This is a genomic window from Actinoplanes sp. NPDC026670 (assembly GCF_040638175.1).
Lineage (GTDB): Bacteria > Actinomycetota > Actinomycetes > Mycobacteriales > Micromonosporaceae > Actinoplanes.
Genome location: NZ_JBEZXU010000030.1, coordinates 116,257 through 133,466, shown reverse-complemented (window position 1 = coordinate 133,466; position 17,210 = coordinate 116,257). Strand labels below are relative to the sequence as shown.

The 17,210-nt window shown below is 70.4% G+C and carries 15 protein-coding genes; 7 read left to right on the top strand and 8 right to left on the bottom strand.

Translation table 11 applies throughout. From position 1 onward, the window contains the following. Window positions 1-326: 326 nt before the first annotated feature. Window positions 327-968, bottom strand: a complete 642-nt coding sequence (locus tag AB0E94_RS27830; RefSeq protein WP_360331623.1) for a nitroreductase family protein — start codon at window positions 966-968, stop codon at window positions 327-329. Between the two features lie 424 nt (window positions 969-1,392). Beyond that, window positions 1,393-2,571: a citrate synthase family protein gene (locus tag AB0E94_RS27825; RefSeq protein ID WP_360331620.1), complete on the bottom strand. Its 1,179-nt coding sequence runs from the start codon at window positions 2,569-2,571 to the stop codon at window positions 1,393-1,395. 67 nt (window positions 2,572-2,638) lie between these two features. On the opposite strand from AB0E94_RS27825, the gene AB0E94_RS27820 reads away from it, so the two are divergent. Both AB0E94_RS27820 and AB0E94_RS27815 read left to right on the top strand, forming a co-directional pair. After that, window positions 2,639-3,979 (top strand): citrate synthase, encoded by a 1,341-nt coding sequence (locus AB0E94_RS27820; protein WP_360331617.1) that lies wholly within the window; start codon window positions 2,639-2,641, stop codon window positions 3,977-3,979. Between the two features lie 373 nt (window positions 3,980-4,352). Continuing rightward, window positions 4,353-5,216, top strand: a complete 864-nt coding sequence (locus AB0E94_RS27815; RefSeq protein WP_360331614.1) for a hypothetical protein — start codon at window positions 4,353-4,355, stop codon at window positions 5,214-5,216. Window positions 5,217-5,438: 222 nt separating this feature from the next. Here the strand turns inward: AB0E94_RS27815 and AB0E94_RS27810 are convergent, their stop codons facing one another. The 5 genes from AB0E94_RS27810 to AB0E94_RS27790 are packed head-to-tail and all read right to left on the bottom strand — an operon-like array spanning window position 5,439 to window position 9,849. Continuing rightward, complete coding sequence (locus AB0E94_RS27810; protein ID WP_360331611.1) at window positions 5,439-6,278, bottom strand: alpha/beta fold hydrolase; 840 nt, start codon at window positions 6,276-6,278, stop codon at window positions 5,439-5,441. Then, window positions 6,275-7,147 (bottom strand): SDR family NAD(P)-dependent oxidoreductase, encoded by an 873-nt coding sequence (locus AB0E94_RS27805; protein WP_360331608.1) that lies wholly within the window; start codon window positions 7,145-7,147, stop codon window positions 6,275-6,277. Before AB0E94_RS27805 ends, AB0E94_RS27810 begins: the two co-directional genes overlap by 4 nt. Beyond that, window positions 7,144-8,613 (bottom strand): NAD(P)/FAD-dependent oxidoreductase, encoded by a 1,470-nt coding sequence (locus tag AB0E94_RS27800; RefSeq protein WP_360331605.1) that lies wholly within the window; start codon window positions 8,611-8,613, stop codon window positions 7,144-7,146. Before AB0E94_RS27800 ends, AB0E94_RS27805 begins: the two co-directional genes overlap by 4 nt. Then, window positions 8,603-9,136, bottom strand: coding sequence for a DUF4873 domain-containing protein (locus tag AB0E94_RS27795; RefSeq protein WP_360331602.1), 534 nt, complete (start codon window positions 9,134-9,136; stop codon window positions 8,603-8,605). Before AB0E94_RS27795 ends, AB0E94_RS27800 begins: the two co-directional genes overlap by 11 nt. Further along, window positions 9,133-9,849, bottom strand: a complete 717-nt coding sequence (locus AB0E94_RS27790) for a TetR/AcrR family transcriptional regulator (protein WP_360331599.1) — start codon at window positions 9,847-9,849, stop codon at window positions 9,133-9,135. Before AB0E94_RS27790 ends, AB0E94_RS27795 begins: the two co-directional genes overlap by 4 nt. A 53-nt stretch (window positions 9,850-9,902) precedes the next feature. Between AB0E94_RS27790 and AB0E94_RS27785 the strand changes: the two genes are divergently transcribed. Continuing rightward, a complete protein-coding gene (locus tag AB0E94_RS27785) occupies window positions 9,903-10,814 on the top strand; it encodes a diiron oxygenase (protein WP_360331596.1) in 912 nt (303 codons plus the stop codon). A gap of 144 nt (window positions 10,815-10,958) precedes the next feature. On the opposite strand, the gene AB0E94_RS27780 is transcribed toward AB0E94_RS27785, so the two are convergent. Next, window positions 10,959-11,885, bottom strand: a complete 927-nt coding sequence (locus AB0E94_RS27780) for a hypothetical protein (RefSeq protein WP_360331593.1) — start codon at window positions 11,883-11,885, stop codon at window positions 10,959-10,961. Between the two features lie 425 nt (window positions 11,886-12,310). On the opposite strand from AB0E94_RS27780, the gene AB0E94_RS27775 reads away from it, so the two are divergent. The 4 genes from AB0E94_RS27775 to AB0E94_RS27760 all read left to right on the top strand — a co-directional run bounded on the left by AB0E94_RS27775 (window position 12,311) and on the right by AB0E94_RS27760 (window position 17,210). Then, window positions 12,311-12,529, top strand: a complete 219-nt coding sequence (locus AB0E94_RS27775) for a hypothetical protein (protein ID WP_360331590.1) — start codon at window positions 12,311-12,313, stop codon at window positions 12,527-12,529. A 128-nt stretch (window positions 12,530-12,657) separates the two neighbouring features. Further along, window positions 12,658-13,758: a uroporphyrinogen-III synthase gene (locus AB0E94_RS27770; protein ID WP_360331588.1), complete on the top strand. Its 1,101-nt coding sequence runs from the start codon at window positions 12,658-12,660 to the stop codon at window positions 13,756-13,758. A 414-nt stretch (window positions 13,759-14,172) separates the two neighbouring features. Further along, window positions 14,173-15,015, top strand: a complete 843-nt coding sequence (locus AB0E94_RS27765) for a CbiX/SirB N-terminal domain-containing protein (RefSeq protein WP_360331585.1) — start codon at window positions 14,173-14,175, stop codon at window positions 15,013-15,015. Window positions 15,016-15,110: 95 nt separating this feature from the next. Further along, complete coding sequence (locus tag AB0E94_RS27760; RefSeq protein WP_360331582.1) at window positions 15,111-17,210, top strand: molybdopterin oxidoreductase family protein; 2,100 nt, start codon at window positions 15,111-15,113, stop codon at window positions 17,208-17,210.

Below are 17,210 nucleotides of genomic sequence, written 5' to 3'. Positions count from 1 at the left end.
GGCGAGGGGCGAGGGGCGAGGGGCGACGGGCGACGGGCCGCGAGAGGCGACGGGCGCCGGGCGGCGAGTGGCGGGCGGCGGGCGGCGAGTCGTGGGCGGCGGGCGACGGCGGCGGGTGGCGAGTCGTTGCAGGCAGGGGCGTTGCGGCCGAGGAGACGTCATCCGTCTGAGGGCTGTGCTTTTCAGGACGCGGGGGCTGCGCAGCAGACTCGCGGGTGCGACCGAAGTCGACAAGATCGCGGTGGGTGGGCGCAGACCTCGGCACCGGAAGCTCCCGAGCCGTGGCCACCTCGTGGGGTGGCCACGGTGCGGGTGGCCGTACCGGATCAGGCTGTTTTGAACTTTTCGAAATGGACCACCTCGTCGAGCGGGCGGCGTTTCGGCTCGGACCAGCGGCCCTTGCTGGGGTGACCGATAGGGATCAGCGCCATGGTGAGCGCGTCCTCGGGGAGGCCGAGCAGTTCGCGGACGTCGGCCTCGTGGCCGATGTGCAGCGTGGTGAGGGTTGCGCCGAGGCCGTAGGCGCGCGCCGCGAGGATCAGGTGCTGGATGGCGCCGTAGATCGACGAGCCGAGCCGCGGGTTGGTGGACTTCGCGGCGCCGAGCATCACCGGGATGACCCAGACCGGGGCCTCCTCGAGGTGGGCGGCTAGGTGGTCGGCGGCGAGGAAGCTGCGTTTGCTCATCGGGCCACCGTCCGGCGCGCCGAGGATCTGCTCGCGGCGGGACCCGTAGTGGCGCTCCCAGCCTTCCCGGTACCAGTCGGCGATCTGCTTCTTCGTGTCCTGGTCGCGGACCACGATCCAGGCCCAGAACTGGCCGTTCCCGGCGGACGGCCCGCGGATCGCGGCGTCCAGGATCGCACGGATCACGTCGTCGTCGATCGGCTCGGTGGACAGGTAACGGCGGGCCGGCGTCGAGTGCAACGCCTCCAGTAGGGGGACGCTGTTCGGGTCGGGAGAGGTCATGCCCGGAAGCCTACTGGCCGGTAGGGAAAGCCGCGTCGCTTCCCTCAGCGCCCTCGGTCGCTGGCCGATATTGATCAGTTGCAGTCGTGGCCTGCCCCAGAGATCCCGCCGGTCTACCGGGTCTGGTCGCCCCTGTCGGCCTGGTCAGGCTGCCGGCCCTGGTTGCCCCCGCTGACTGACTCCGGAAGTCCGGGTTGTTCCGTCGGCTCCGGTCGTTTCCCGGTCCTGAAACTCCGTTTCGGGGAACCCACCCAGGTCTGCGCCTACTCGCCCGCGATCTTGTTGATTTCGGTCACGCCCGGCGAAACTCGAGGGTCACGCCTGTCTCGCGGAACTCCACAAAGATCACCAGGAGAGTCGATGCCGAGGCTGATCTGATCACATTCAGTCATGGCGCATGCATGCTGGAGAGCCAGCGAACACGTCAAGCGGGCTGGGTGCCGGCGTAGGCACCGGACGGGCGGAATCGGCTGGGGCGGTCGCTGTACTCCTCCAAGGCGTGGGCGAGCCATCCCGCGGTCCGGCCCACCGCGAAGATCGCCTCGCCGGCGTCCGCCGTCATGCCGTGATGCAGGGCGAGTGCGGCGAGCGCGAGGTCGACGTTGGCCGGCGTGCCCGATCTGGTACGCATGGTCGCGTCGAGTTGCAGCGCCGCGTCCTTGACCGGCCCATCGTCGAGCAACTCGAACAGGGTCACGGCGCGCGGATCGCCGTTCCGATAGAGCGGATGACCAAAACCGGGCACCGGAACCCCCGAACGCAGGCGGTCCGAGATCGTGGCGACCGGGCCCGGGCCGTTGACGGCCTCTTCGAGGAGTGGGTACGCAAGACCGCTCGCCGCCCCGTGCAAAGGCCCGTCGAGCGCGGCCAGCCCAGCACCGACCACCGCGTAGGGGTGGGCCCGCGTCGACGCCGCGACCCGGGCGGCCAGGGTCGACGCCGCGATGTCGTGGTCGGCGAGCAGGACCAGGGCCGCGTTGAGCACGCGTGATCCGGACTCGCTGGGCTTCTCCGAGGTGATCCGCAGCCACAGCGCCTCGGTGAACGGCACCGGCCGGACCGGAATGCCGTTGCGCGGCGGCAGGCCCTGGACCATCGCGGCGAGAAGTTGCCGGCCGGTCCCGACCACGGCGGCCGGTGAGGTGTCGAAGCGCAGTGGATCGGCGGCGGCTGCCGCGGCGACGGTGACGCGTAGCCGGTCGGTGAGGCGGGCCGTTTTCGGGAGGCGGCTGGTGACACTCATGGCGAGGCTGCGCAGTTCGGGGTTGACCGGGAACGGGACGTCGTCGAGCTCGCCCGTCCACAGCAGTGAGGCGACCGACTCGTAGCTGGCCGAGCGGGCCAGGACCGTGGCGTCACGGCCGCGGAAGTAGAGATTGTCGTCCTTGATCAGGGTGATGCCGGTCTGGATGCCCGGGGTGGCCGTGCGTTTTCGGCCCGCCACGAACGCGTCGACGTCGGCTTTCGCGAACAGGCTGTTCTTGCCGTCGGCGTTGCGGCGGCTGCTCAGCAGGCCACGGCTGACATACGCGTAGACGGTGGCCGGCTTGACGCCCAGCAGGATAGCGACCTCTTCGGTGGTCAACAGCGTTTGCGCGGTCATGTCGTCATCCTCTCATGTTGACTGAATCAATATTGACATCAACACTCGACGAATCCAGATTGAAGTCATGTTGACAGTCAATCCAGGACTTGCCGGTGTCGTTGCGTTCGACACCGAGATCGCCGAACCCGACCGGGACGGCGGGGCACTGCGATACCGCGGTGTCGACATCAACTCCCTCGCCGGGAACGTCTCCTACGGCGATGTGTGGGGGCTGCTCGTAGATGGTGACTTCACTCGCGGCCTTCCGGTAGCCGAGCACCTTCCGCCTGTGGATAACTCAGGTGACATCCGCGCTGACGTACAGGCGGCGGTGGCCCTGCTGGCTCCTCGATGGCGGTTGAGGCAACTGATCGACATTCCACATGAGCAGGCGCGGGACGATCTGGCGCGGTCTTCGGCGGCGGTTCTGTCGTATGTCGCCCAGGCCGCTCGGGCGGCGTTCCCGCCGGCGGCCCGCAGTCCGTTCCGTGCGTCCGCCCCCGGTGCGGCCGGCCCCTCCGCCGAGCGTCCCCCGGCCCCTGGGCGGCTCACCGAAGCCGGGCTTCCTGCGGTTCCGGGGCGGTTCACCGAGGCCGGGCTTCCTGCGGTTCCGGGGCGGTTCACCGAGGCCGGGCTTCCTGCGGTTCCGGGGCGGCTCACCGGGGCCGGGTTGTCTCAGGACTCACAGCGGTCCACCGAGGCCGAGCGGCCCGCGGTTCCGCGGCGGCTCATCGAGGCTGGGCGGACGGCCACCGAGCGGTTCATGATCGAGTGGCATGGGGAGCCGGATCCGCGGCATGTCGCGGCCATCGACAGATACTGGATCTGTGCGGCCGAGCACGGTATGAACGCCTCCACCTTCACCGGCCGGGTCGTCGCCAGCACCGGCGCCGACGCGCCCGCGTGTCTGTCCGCGGCGATCGCCGCCCTGTCCGGCCCGTTGCACGGTGGCGCGCCGGCCCGGGCGCTCGGCATGATCGAGGCAGTCGAGGGCGGGATTGACGCGCGCCGCTACGTCCGGCAGGTGCTCGACGCCGGCCAGCGGCTGATGGGTTTCGGTCACGCCATCTACCGTGCCGAGGACCCGCGGGCCCGGATCCTCCGCGAGACGGCCCGCGAACTGTGCGCGCCCCGTTACGAGGTGGCCCGCGAGCTGGAACTGGCCGCCCTGGCCGAACTGCGTGAACGCAAACCGGACCGAATCCTGGAGACCAACGTCGAGTTCTGGGCGGCGGTGATCCTCGACTTCGCCGGGGTGCCGGCCGACCTGTTCGCGGCCATGTTCACCTGCGCCCGGACGGCCGGCTGGAGCGCACACATCCTGGAGCAGAAGCGCCTCGCCAAGATCATCCGCCCGTCCGCCGACTACGTGGGCCCCGGCGAACGCGACGCCACCACCGTGCCCGGCTGGCCGGCGTCCCGCTAGAAAGCTTCACGATCTGGCCGCTCCGGCAACGGCGCGCCGTGTCAGAAAGTGGTCCGCGTGCGGTGATCAGCCGTGCCGGGAACTGGTCCGAGTGCGGTGATCAGCCGTGCCGGGAACCGGTCCGAGGGCGGTGGTCGCCGCTGCGGAGTGACGGCTCGATGTCCGGCGGTTCGCGCGGCCGGCACGTCGGCCCGTCCGTCACCGGTCAGACCGTTCAGCAGCCGCGGCGAGGGAGAGGCTTGCCACAATACCGACACTGCGGACAACCGCATCCAAAACGCGGGCGGCTTGGTTATCGGGTCGGATGGCGCCGCCGAGCACGGCGCTCCGGCCGGCGGTTCACCGGCCATGCCGATCATGCGGAAGGCATTCGATGGTTGTCACCTCCCGGGGGCCCGATCCCGGCGGCCCGCACCAGAGTCCGTCCGGCCCGGAACGGCGCCCCCTGCTGATGATCAACCGGATGGTGGCCGGGGCGCTGGGCCGTACGACAGCCGCCGTCAACCGTGAGGCCCGGCGGCGTCCGGCGCTGAGCGCGGCGCTCGTGGTGGCCGGGCTCGGCGTCGTGATCGTGTCGGTGTCCGGGCCGGGTTCGGCGGCGCCGGAGTTCCGCTCCCCGCCGGTGGCCGCCATGGCGACGCCGTCGGTGCAGGTGTCCGCCGCCGCGGTCTACACCGGTCTCGCCCCGTACGCCCCGCCGGTCCGGGCCCGCGGATCGCTCTCGCCGAGTCCCCGGACCTCGGGGCCGGCCGGCCGGAGCGGGTCGCCGTCACCTGTCCCGTCGGTCACCGACGATGCGGCGACCGTGCTGTCCGGGGTCCGTGAGCTGCCGCCGGAGAAGACGCCGACCGGTGCCGCACCGCGAACGGCCGCCGACCCGGTCGGCCCGGCGACGCCGGTGACGGCCACGGTCGCCGTCACCGAACCGCGAGACGGCGACAGCGTCACCACCGCGACGACAATCACCGGAACCGCCGAATTGCCTGCCGGCCACCAGGTCTGGCTGCTGTCCCGGCACGGCTCCGGCTCCTACCGGGTGGAGGGCGCCTGCCGGGGCGACCGCAGCTTCACCTGCGGTCCGGCGACCCTGGACGGCGGCGGGGACGACACGTTCCAGCTCACCGCGGTGGTCGTCGACCCGGCAACCGCCCGCGCCCTGCAAGCCGGCGAGACCCGCGACAGCCTGCCCACCCACCTGGCTCGCAGTGAGGTGACCGTCCACCGCGCGCCTGCCTGAGAAACGCCGGCGATCACCGCGAGGCCGCCCGAGATAAGCGGCCGCCCAAGATAGCGGCCGCCCAAGAAAGCTGCAGCGAGGCCACCCGAGAAAGCCGCCGCGAGACGGCCGGAGGAGCCGCGAAGATCATCGCTGAGCGCCGCACGGGATCCAGCTGAAAGCGGAGCGGTCCGGGCGGCGCCCCCTCGGCATCCGCCCGGACCGTGCCCCCTCCATCAGGTCTCAGACGGCGACCCGGGCCAGCATCGGGCGGACGAGGCCGGCGAACTCGTCAGGGCGTTCGATCTGCGGCATGTGCCCGGTGCGCGGGAACATGTGCGACTGCGCGTGCGGGAACGCCACCCGCGCCGCGGCGAGATGCCGGCTCGGCAGGATCAGGTCGCGGTCGCCCCAGACGATCATCGTCGGTTTGGCCGGCGCTGCGGCTCGGGCCAGCAGGTCGGCCCGCCAGGCGGCGGCCACACCGCGGAGCCCGCCGAGTTCCTTGGCGATCTCCAGGTAGACCGGTGCGAAGTCCGGCTGGCGGGCGATCTTGATGGCCATCGCGACGCGTTCCGGCGTGACCAGGGCACGGTCGGCGAAGATCATGCGTTCCATCCGGGGCGCGGTGATCCGGTCGATGCGGCGCAACATCTGACGACCCAGACCGGGTACGGCGAGCATCCGCAGCGCGACCGTCACCTCCTTGCCGAAGCCCGCGCTGTTGACCAGGGTCAGCGTCGACACGCGGTCGGGAGTGGCGGCGAGCATGCTCATCGAGACGGCGCCGCCGAGCGAGTTGCCCATCAGGTGCACGGGCCGGGTTTCGCCGACGGCGTCGAGCGTCGCCCACACCCCGTCGGCGAGCACGTCGAGTGTGGTGCTGGCCGGCATCCGCTGGGACAGTCCGAACCCGGGCATGTCCACGCTGATGACACGATATTCGTTGTCGAGAAGCGGGTGCTGTAGCGCCCAGTCCTCCAGACTGCGGCCGATGCCGTGCAGCAGCAGGACCGGCGGCGCGCCGGGATCGCCGCTCTCGTGAAAACGAATGCGGGTACCGCGTACATCCTGGAATTTCATCTTCTCGTCACCGCCGGTCGCGCGCCGCGGGAGGAGGCCGCGACGGTGGCCGCGCGGACGATCCGGGCATGCCCGACCGGCAGCAGCCGGGCGAGCAGATCCGGCGCCTTGGCGCTGGTCGCGATGAGCAGCCGGGCCTTTCGCTTCGCGACGGCCCGCAGAATCTGTTCCGCGGCCTTCTCCGGCGGATAGCTGAGCAGCGCGGCGAAGAGTTTGCGGTTGGGTTCGATCTCTTCCTCTGGTACGTGTGACCCGACCAGTGCGGACTCGGCGATGCGTGTTTTTATCCCGCCGGGGTGAACGGTGGTCACACCCACCCCGTTGTCGACGAGTTCGCTGCGCAACGATTCGCTCAGCCCGCGCAGCGCGAACTTGCTCGCGCAGTAGGCGCTCTGACCGGGCGGCGCGATCAGCCCGAACAGGCTCGACACGTTGACCAGGTGTCCGCCGGGCGTGGCGGTGAGCGCCGGCAGCAACGCGTGGGTGAGCAGCATCGGCGCCCGGAAGTTGACGTTCATGACCTGCTCGAACTGGTCGACCGACACCTGGTCGAACCGGCCGCCGAGCGCGATGCCGGCGTTGTTGACGAGCAGCCCGATGGCCGGCTGTTCGGCGAGCACCCGGTCGGCGACCGATTCGACGGCGGCCCGGTCGGCGAGATCGGCGACCAGAGTGCGCACGTTGAGCGCCGGATGCGAGGTGCGGATGCGGGCGGCGACCGGTTCGAGCCGGCTCTCGTCGACGTCGACCAGGACCAGGTCACTGCCGCGATGGGCCAGGCCGTAGGCGACCTGTTCGCCGATGCCGCTGGCGGCGCCGGTGAGCACAGCCGTGCGACCGGCGAACCGGTATTCGGGAAGTCGGGTCACGAAACCACCTCCGGGGAGCGGACGGATGCGGGACGGCGGGTGAACTCCATGTCGCGGGTGACGTCGGCGCGCGGTGTGGTGAGCACGTCGCGCAGATAGTTCTGCCGGACCAGCCACGGATCGCGATCGCCCTGGTGGGGGAAGGCTTCGAGGGCGCGCTGCACGTAACCGGACGAGAGATCGAGCAGAGGTCGCCCGGTGCCGCCCGGCGCGGTCGGTGTCGCCGCCACGTAGCCGTGACGTTCCATGTGGCCGAGCAGTTTCAGCAGGTAGCGGTGGGACAGATCGGCGCGCAGCGTCCACGACGCGTTGACGTAGCCGATGCAGTAGGCGAAGTTCGGCACGCCGCCGAGCATCAGGCCGCGGTAGGAGGCGGACTTGCCCACGTCGACCGGGACGCCGTCGACGGACAACCGGATGCCCCCGACCGGCAGCAGGGACAGGCCGGTCGCCGAGACGACGATGTCGGCATCGAGTGTCGTTCCCGACCGGAGGCGGATGCCGCCCGGGACGAACGTGTCGATGTGGTCGGTGACCACCGACGCGCGGCCGCTGGTGATGGACGTGTAGAGATCGGCCGACGGGATCACGCAGAGCCGCTGGTCCCAGGGGTCGTAGTGGGGCTTGAAGTGCTCGTCCACGTACCCCGGATTCTTGAGGAAGTGCACGGCGACGGCCCGCAACGCGCGCCGGACCAGCTTCGGCCGACGTTTCGCGAGCTGGTAGAAGCCCTGCGTGAGCAGGATGTTCTTGGCGCGGGCGACCCGGTTCGCCGCCTTCGGCGGCAGGACGCGGCGGGCGACGTCGGCGACCAGGTCACGGTTCGGCAGGGGAGTGACGTACGTGGGGGAGCGCTGGAGCATCGTCACGTGCGCCGCCTCGCCGGCCATCGCCGGAACGAGCGTGACAGCGGTGGCGCCGCTGCCGATGATGACCACGCGCTTGCCGCGGTAGTCGAGGTCGTCCGGCCAGAACTGTGGGTGCACGACCGTGCCGGTGAAGTCGCTGAGCCCCGGGAAGTCCGGCTGGTAGCCCTCCGCGTAGTTGTAGTAGCCGGCGCAGCCGTAGAGGAACGCGCACGTCAGCACGTCGCCGCCGGACGTGTGCACGGTCCAGCGGGCCTCCGCCGACGACCACTCCGCGCTGGTCACGCGGGTGCCGAAGCGGATGTGCCGGGTGATGCCGGCTTCGTCGGCGGTCTCCTGGATGTACCGGCGGATCTTGTCGCCGGAGGCCATCGACTCGGGTTCGCGCCACGGCCGGAACGGATAGCTGAGCGTGTACATGTCCGAGTCGGAGCGGACCCCCGGATAGCGGAACAGGTCCCAGGTGCCGCCGATCGCGTCGCGCGCTTCGAGGACGGCGTAGGTGTCGTGCGGACGCTGCTTCCGCAGGTGCCACGCGGCACCGATCCCGGAGAGGCCGGCGCCGATGATCAGTACGTCGAAGTGCTGCTCAACCGCCATGCGAGACCCCCTGCGAACCGCCTTGCGAGACCCCCTGCGACCCGGCCTGCGAACCGTCTTGCGCGGCCTCCGATGAACCGCCTTGCGAACCGCCTTGCGAACCGCCTTGCGAACCGTCTTGCGAACCGCTCTGTGCGAACCACGGCGGGGTGCCCGTGCCGGAGATGCGGATGCCGCCCCACGGGTCAGGGTCGCTCAGTTTGACCGCGGTCTCCGGCGAGCCGGGAACCACGATGGCCGCCTTGCGCAGGCCGGCGCCGACACGTTCGCGCAGCATGTCGTGCGGTCCGGTACGGCCCGCCCAGCGGAACCGGCCCTCGATCGGCTCGAAACGCGCCGACATCCGGATCTCGACCGGAACCGCGCCGTCGTCGAGCCGCAGGGTCGCCGGCCCCCGGTACTCCTCGTCACCTGCGCCGCGATCCTCAACGTCAAGCGTCTTGACTGCATCAACGTTGACTCCATCCACATTGATCGCGTCAACGTTGAGAGGGCCGACGTCGCCGTTCTGGCCGGTGCTCACTGATCTCTCGCCCACCCTTCGTGTGCGGCAAGCCCACCGGGGATGTCGGCTGCCCGGCGCATGCCGGCGATACCGCTCCAGAGGAACGTCGTCAGATAGTCGCCGAGCGCCTCCCGGCTGATCGGCTGCTGCTGTCGCAGCCACCAGTCGCCGACCGACTGCACGTAGCCGACCACGCCATATGCCCAGGGCAACGCGGCGCCGGAGTCGAGGCCGCGGGCGCGCAGACGATCGCCGAAGATCCGGGCCAGGCCGCTGGCCACGGTGTCCATCACGTCGGCGACCACGTCGCGGTGCCGGGCGATGTCCGGCTGGTGCACGACGAACCGGTACAGGTTCAGGTCGGCCTCGATGTGCGCCAGGTAGACGTCGATGGCGGCGGCGACCACGGCACGTTCCTCCCGGACGGCCGCGACCGCCGGGACCATCGCTTCGAGCAGGGTCGCCCCGGCCTGCTGGCCGACCGCGAGCCACAGCGCCGACTTGTCGGCGAAGTAGCGGTAGAGGACAGGTTTGCTGACGCCCGCATGTGCGGCGATGGCGCCCATGCCGACATCCGGGCCGTGCTGGCGGATCGCCTCGATCGCCGCGGCGGTCAGCTCGGCCCGGCGCTGCTCACGGTGGTCGTCCCAGCGGCCCCGGCGGCCGTCGGAACGATTCGAGCCGGAAGACCCGGAAGAGCCGGGATTGACGGACGGTGTGGCCGAGTTCATAGTACAAGAAGTAACTGTTACCGCCGGTAACGTCAAGTGTTCTGGAGGACCGGATGACCACCACTCCTACCGACCGGGACCGCACCGCCACCCGGCTGCTCCGCTCCTCGGCCGAGCACTCCTACGACCCCGAGGTGGAAATCGACTGGGAGGCCCCGCTGGTCCCCGGCAAGTACTTCGTCCCGCCGCACCGCTCCAGCCTCTACGGCACCGCCCTCTGGGAGCGGATGACCGAGGAGCAGCGCATCGAACTCACCAAACACGAGGTCGCGAGCATCGCCGGCCTGGGCGTCTGGTTCGAGACGATCCTCATGCAGCTGCTCATCCGCGAGTACTTCAAACAGGACCCGACCGCGCCGCACGCCCAGTACGCGCTCACCGAGATCGCCGACGAGTGCCGCCACTCCGTCATGTTCGGCCGCATGATCGCCCGCCTGGACGCGCCGCTCTACCAGCCGACAGGTGTCAACCAATGGCTCGGCAAATGGATCGCCCACACCGGTGTCGGCCCGCGGATGTACGCGGCCATCCTGATCGCCGAGGAGATCCTGGACACCCTGCAGCGGGAGGCGATGAACGACGAGAACGTGCAGCCCCTGGTCCGGATGGTGTCCCGCATCCACGTCGTCGAGGAGGCCCGGCACGTCAGGTACGCCCGTGAGGAACTGGCCCGGCAGATCCGCGCCGCCGGGCGTGGACGGCTCGCCTTCGACAAGCTGGTGATCGGCCGGGCCGCATACCTGACCGGCACCCGCCTGATCGACCCGCGCGTCTACCGGGCCGTCGGCCTCGACCCGGAGGAGGGCCGCCGCGCTGCCCGCGCCAACCCCCACCACCGGGAGACGATGCGCTGGGCCGGCGAACGGATCGTCGCCTTCCTGACCGATCTCGACCTGATCGGCGGCCCCGGAACCGCCCTCTGGCACGCCTCCGGCCTGCTGCCGCGCCCCACCGCGTCCGCCTGAGCCTGCCGGCAGAAGACGGCGCCGAGCCGGCCAGGCGCCGTCGGACCGCCTACGTCACATTGCCCACAGCGATACCGGGACCGCCCCGCCGGTCACGAGCCCGGTCCGAGGTCGGCGCGGTCCAGCGCAGCGCCGCCCCGCCGGTCACGAGGCCCGTGCGAGATGAGCCCGGTCCAGGGCGGCGTGGACCCGGGCCTGCAACGGTTTACTGCGCGCGGTCCGAGCAAGCTGTGACAACGCTCGTATCGGGGCGGGGCCGGGCCGGTCGGCGAGGATCTCCACGGCGGCCGCCGCGGTCCGGGCCGCCCGTGGCTGGGCGCCCATGCCGGCCGGTTCGCCCGCAGTCAACGCGACCCCGGCCAGCAACTCGCTCGCCTCCTCGCCCGGCTCGGCCGCGACCAGCCAGGACACGCCTCGGAGGAGACTGTCATGGTCGTCGTCGACGGCTCCCGTCGTACACAAGAGGGTGTCGAGAACGTCTCGCATCGCGGCCGGAACCCGTGGGGCGACGGTGAGCAACGCCTCCGCCTGGCGCAGCCAGGCCTTCGACGGCGCCGGCCTGGTCAGCGACCTGGTGTGCGCAAGCGCCGCGAGGATTGCCGGATCGCCGAGGAACCCGGCGAGAACCGGGTAGACGACGGTGCTGAACCGGCGGTCAGCGACCGGGCCGTCGCCGCCCGGCCGGGCCAGCGCAGACCGATACCGATCAGCGAGCGGACCGTCGCCGAGCCGGGCCACGATCGCGTTGAGCGCCGCCTCGCACTCGGTGAGCCACGCGGCCGGAACCTCCTCGGCGATCATCGCCGGCACCTGGAAGGACGCCGGACCCCACGGACGGTCCGCACGGCTGAGCGCCCACACCAGATCACCGCGCTGCCACGGCAGGCGCTCGCTGGTCGCCGGATGGAACACCCGGTCGCGATGCCACCCGGCGACCGCCTGCGCATGCCACCGCAACGCGTCGATCCGGATGCCCTCCGGATCATCGGGCGCGAAATCCAGCGGATCGGCCCGCTCCGGGTCGACGGTGAAGGGAGCCGGCTCCGGCACGAGCGAACGCCACTGATCCATGCCCGGCATCATGCCGTCCGGGTACGACAAGAATCGCCACCACCGTCGACTGCTGCTTCGCGGCGAACTGCGCCTGGCCGCTGACGGCCGCGTGGTCGTCGCTGCGATCCGTCGCCCTGGCGGCCGGACGCCTGCGCGACCCGGATCGGTAAGACCGTCGGTTAACTCGCCGCCACCTCCAGTAACCGCCGTGAGCTGCGGTGATGCATGTCGCGCGGGGTGCCGAACGGTTTCCGCGAGGTTGCCGGTTTCCTACCGACGCCCGGGTGGGCGCGCCCGGCGGACGGTGTCCGGATCGGGACGCTCGGCCGGTGGGCGATGGCCTCACGGTGTGCGAAATTGTCGCGACGTTCCGCGCCCACGACCGTGCGCGGAGGCCGCACGCGACGCGCACGGCGACCTGCCGTGCTGGGGAGAAGGACGAGATGGACGACGCTCTGGTGGCCTACAACGCCGGTCGGGTGGACGGGGCCGCCGGGTACCGGGATCCACAGATCGCTGAGGACCCGGAGGTCGGTGCCGATTACCGGATCGGGGTCCTGGACGGCCGGATCGCGGCTTTTCATCTGATCATGGAGGTGCGGAAGATCCTCGGAGTGGAGGGTTCACTCTTCGAGCGTCCGGACGACCTCACCGAGCCATGATCAACAGATCACAACAGCAGCTCGCAGCCAAGTGACCGGCCGTTATTCTGGCCGAAACATTCACTTGGTGGTCCCGAAACCAGGTCTTAGGACTCTTGCACCGGACGGCGGCACAGGATGGGGACCGGATGATCGAGGGCGCACTGGCCGGCTTCACCGTGGCGGTGACCGCGGAACGACGCCGGAATGAGATGGCTGCTCTGCTTGAACGACGCGGAGCACGGGTGATCAGCGCACCCGCGATCACCATCATTCCACTGATCGACGACGAGGCACTGCACGCGGCGACCGCTGCCTGCATCGGTCTGGAACCACACCTGGTGGTCGCGACCACCGGGTTCGGGTTCCGGGGCTGGCTGGAGGCGGCCGAGGGCTGGGGGCTGGCCGAGACACTGCGGGAGTCGCTGGGCAACGCGCGGATCATCGCCCGCGGCCCGAAACCGTGCGGCGCGATCCGTGCGGCCGGGCTCACCGAGGACTGGGCGGCCAAGACCGAGGCCTCCGAAGAGGTGCTCGAACGGCTGCTCAGCGAGGGTGTGGCCGGGCTCCGGATCGTCGTGCAGGAACACGGCGAGCCGCAGACCGAGTTCGTGAAAGCACTGCGCACCGCCGGTGCGGCGGTCGTCGAGGTGCCCGTCTACCGGTGGGCGATGCCGCCCGACGTGGCGCCCGTCCGGCGGCTCGCCGAGCAGGTGGCGGCCGGTCAGATCGACGCGGTGACGTTCACCAGCGCGCCCGCGGTCAAGGCGTTCCTGCAGATCGCCGAGGAGGCGAAAGCGGACGTCGCGACGGCCTTCGGCTGCCGCACGCTCGCCGCGTGCGTCGGGCCGGTCACGGCTGCGCCCCTCACCGAACGCGGAATTCCCACGGTGATGCCGGAACGTTACCGCCTGGGCGCGCTCATCAAGACGGTCACCGACGAGCTGCCGCGGCGCGCGGTCCGGCTTCAGGTCGCCGGGACGACCTTGGAGGTACGCGGACACGCCGTCCTGATCGACGAGGTGCCGCACGCGCTCGCCCCCGCGGCGATGTCGATCCTGTCGGCGCTGGCCCGCAGACCCGGCGCCGTCGTCTCGAAGGACCAGCTGGCCGCGGCTCTGCCCCGCGGCAACGACGGCCACGCGGTCGACGTGGCGGTGGCCCGGTTGCGGGCGGCCCTGGGTTCCGGCAAGCACATCGAGACTGTGATCAAGCGCGGCTACCGCCTGCGCATAGACGAAGCCGCCTGACAGTCCGCCTCAACCCGAGCCCAGGCCCTACAAGTCAACCCGACCGACTCGATCAACCCGATCAAGACGTCAACTCAAGTAGTCCAGTCAAGACGAGCAAGACGAGCAAGACGAGCAAGACGAGCAAGACGAGCAAGACGAGCAAGACGAGCAAGACGAGCAAGACGTTGAGACGAGCAAGGTCGTCGAGACGAGCAAGGTGAGCCGGCTTTTGACACGCCGGCTTGCATCCGGCGACGAGGCCGGGACCTGGAAGCGCCCGATGTCCATGCCGGGCCACCAGGACAAGACGCTGAATCAGCGACGGCCGACGCGGTCACCGGAACTCTCTCCGGTGGCCGTCGACGCCGAACGAACCGCGAGCCTGATGCGATGCCGGGCCGCTCCCCACCGCACTGCCTTGAGGAGATGCCCATGAGCGAGTACCCCACCCTGATCGCCGTCGCCCACGGCACCCGCTCGCCCGCCGGCCGCCGGCAGATTCAGGAACTGGCCGCCTCGGTGGCCCGCCGCCGCCCCGGCCTGGACGTCCGCCTCTGCTACGTCGACGTGCAGGAACCCAAGGTCGCCGACGTCGTCGCCGGAGTGATGAACGAACTGAAGCCCCGCCGCGGCAACCACACCGGAAACAGCGGCTGCACCCGAGCCGGCGGCCATGCCGGGGGCGGCGATCACAACGGAGCCGGCGGCGGTTACAACGGAGCCGGGGGCGGCGATCACAACGGAGCCGGTGGCTTTCACAACGCTGAAAGCGACCGGGAGCCGGCCGCTGTCGTCGTTCCGCTGCTGCTGTCGTGTGGGTATCACGTCCGGGTCGACATTGCGGAAGCTGTCGCCGGGACCGGGATTCCGGTCACCTCGCCGCTCGGGCCCGACGACGTCTTCCTGGAGAGTCTTCGCCGTAACCTTCCGGGCCGGGCCGACGCGATCGTGCTCGCCTCCGCCGGGTCGTCGGATCCGCTCTGGGTGCAGGGCATCCGTGAAGTGGCGGCCGAACTGCCCGGACGGGTCGAGCTCGGCTACACCTCCGGCAGCGGGCCGCGGGTAGGTGACGTCGTGAACCGGCTGCGGGCCGAGGGGGCCCGGAACGTTGCGATCGCCGCCTACCTACTGGCCGAAGGGCTCTTCTACCGCACCCTGCACAACGCCGGCGCCGACTCCGTCACCCCGCCGTTGTGCCAGGACAGCGAGGTCGCCGACCTGGTTCTGCGTCGGTTCGATAGCGCAATCCTCACAACCGTCGGTAGCGGTTTGTAGTCACAACCGTGGCGGAGCGGTTGTAGGGATTCCTGAACAACAGTGTCACCACTAGGCGTCCCAAAGGTTAACGGCGAGCCGAAAACATCTTCCCTGTGACGGCGACCCAGACGCATTGCCCGTACTGCGCACTGCAGTGCGGGATGACGCTGACGCCCGAGCTTCCCACGCGACTGGGGATGCCGGGCGTCCGGTTGGAGCCGGCCGAGTTCCCAGTCAACCGGGGCGGCCTGTGCGCCAAGGGTTTCACCGCGGCGGACCTGCTGGACCACACGGACCGGCTGCTGACGCCGCTGGTCCGGAAGGAGCCCGGCAACCGGGACTCGCCCCTGCGGGAGGCGTCCTGGGAGGAGGCGTACGAGCGGATCGTGACCGCGATCCGGGGCAGCCAGGACGAGTTCGGGCCGGACAGCGTCGGCGCTTTCGGCGGGGGCGGGCTGACCAACGAGAAGGCGTACGCGCTCGGCAAGTTCGTGCGGGTGGCGCTGCGGTCGTCGGCGATCGACTACAACGGCCGGTTCTGCATGTCGAGCGCGGCGACCGCGGCCAACCGGTCCCTCGGGATCGACCGTGGTCTGCCGTTCCCGCTGGCCGACGTGGCCGAGGCGCGGACCGTGCTGCTGGTCGGCGCGAATCCGGCCGACGCGATGCCGCCGTCGATGCAGTACCTGGACACGGGCCGGGCCAACGGCGCCAAGCACATCGTCGTCGACCCGCGCCGCACCAACACCGCGAACGGCGCCCACCTGCACCTCCAGCCGCTGCCCGGCACCGACCTGGCGCTCGCGAACGGGATGCTGCACATCGCGATCCGCGAGGGCTGGGTCGACGAGAAGTACATCGAGGAGCGGACCGAGGGCTTCGCGGCCGTCAAGACGGCGGCGAACTCCTACTGGCCGGAGCGGGTCGAACGGCTGACCGGTGTTCCGGAGGCGCAGCTGCGGGAGACGGTACGGCTGCTCGCCACCGAAGGCCCCAGCATGATCCTCACCGCCCGGGGAGCCGAGCAGCACAGCAACGGCACCGACACCGCGCAGGCGTGGCTGAACCTGGCGCTCGCGCTGGGCCTGGTCGGCAAGCCCTTCTCCGGGTACGGCACGATCACCGGTCAGGGCAACGGGCAGGGCGGCCGCGAGCACGGGCAGAAAGCCGACCAGCTGCCCGGTTACCGCCGGCTCGACGACCCGGCGGCGCGCGCTCACGTGGCCGCGGTGTGGGGTGTCGACCCTGATGAGCTGCCACGGCCGGGCGTTTCCGCGTACGAAATGATCTCTCGGATAAAGACCGACGGAGGCGTCCGCGTCCTCTGGGTCCTGGCCAGCAACCTCGTGGTCTCCGCCCCGCACAGCAACAACGTCGTACAGAAACTCAAGGATCTTGACTTTCTGGTCGTCTCCGACATCTTCCTGTCGGAGACCGCCGGCCTCGCCGACGTCGTCCTCCCGACCGCCCAGTGGGCCGAGGAGGAGGGCACGATGACCAACCTCGAGGGCCGGGTGATCCGGCGGAAGATGGCGCTGCCGCCTCCGCCGCTGGTCAAGAGCGACCTGACGGTGCTCAACGAGCTGGCCGGGCAGCTGGGTCGCGGTGAGTTCTTCACCGACGAGCCGCGCGCGGTGTTCGAGGAGCTGCGCCGGGCGAGCGCCGGCGGGATCGCCGACTACGCCGGCATCACCTACGAGCGCATCGAGGACGAGCAGGGCGTCTTCTGGCCGTGCCCGGACGAGACCCATCCGGGCACGCCGCGGCTGTTCGGCGAGAGCTTCCCGACGGCCTCCGGCCGCGCCAGATTCGTCCGGGTCGATCACCGTGACGCGGCCGAGCTTCCCGATTCTTCTTTTCCGTACGTGTTGACGACCGGCCGCAACATGCAGCAGTACCAGAGCGGCAACCAGACCAGACGGGTGCGGGCGCTCACCGTGGCGCTGCCCGAACCGCGTGCCGAGATCCACCCCGACCTGGCCCGGCGGCACGGGATCGCCGACGGCGACCTGGTCGAGCTGCGCAGCCGCCGGGGCGCCGCGACGTTGCGGGCCCGGCTCAGTGACGGCATCCGCCCGGACACGGTGTTCGCGCCGTTCCACTGGCCGGGCGCGAACGCGCTGACCAATCCGGCCCTTGACCCCCACTCGAAGATGCCCGCCTTCAAGGTGTGCGCGATCGCCCTGGCCAAAGCCGAAGACGGGAGCCTCTGA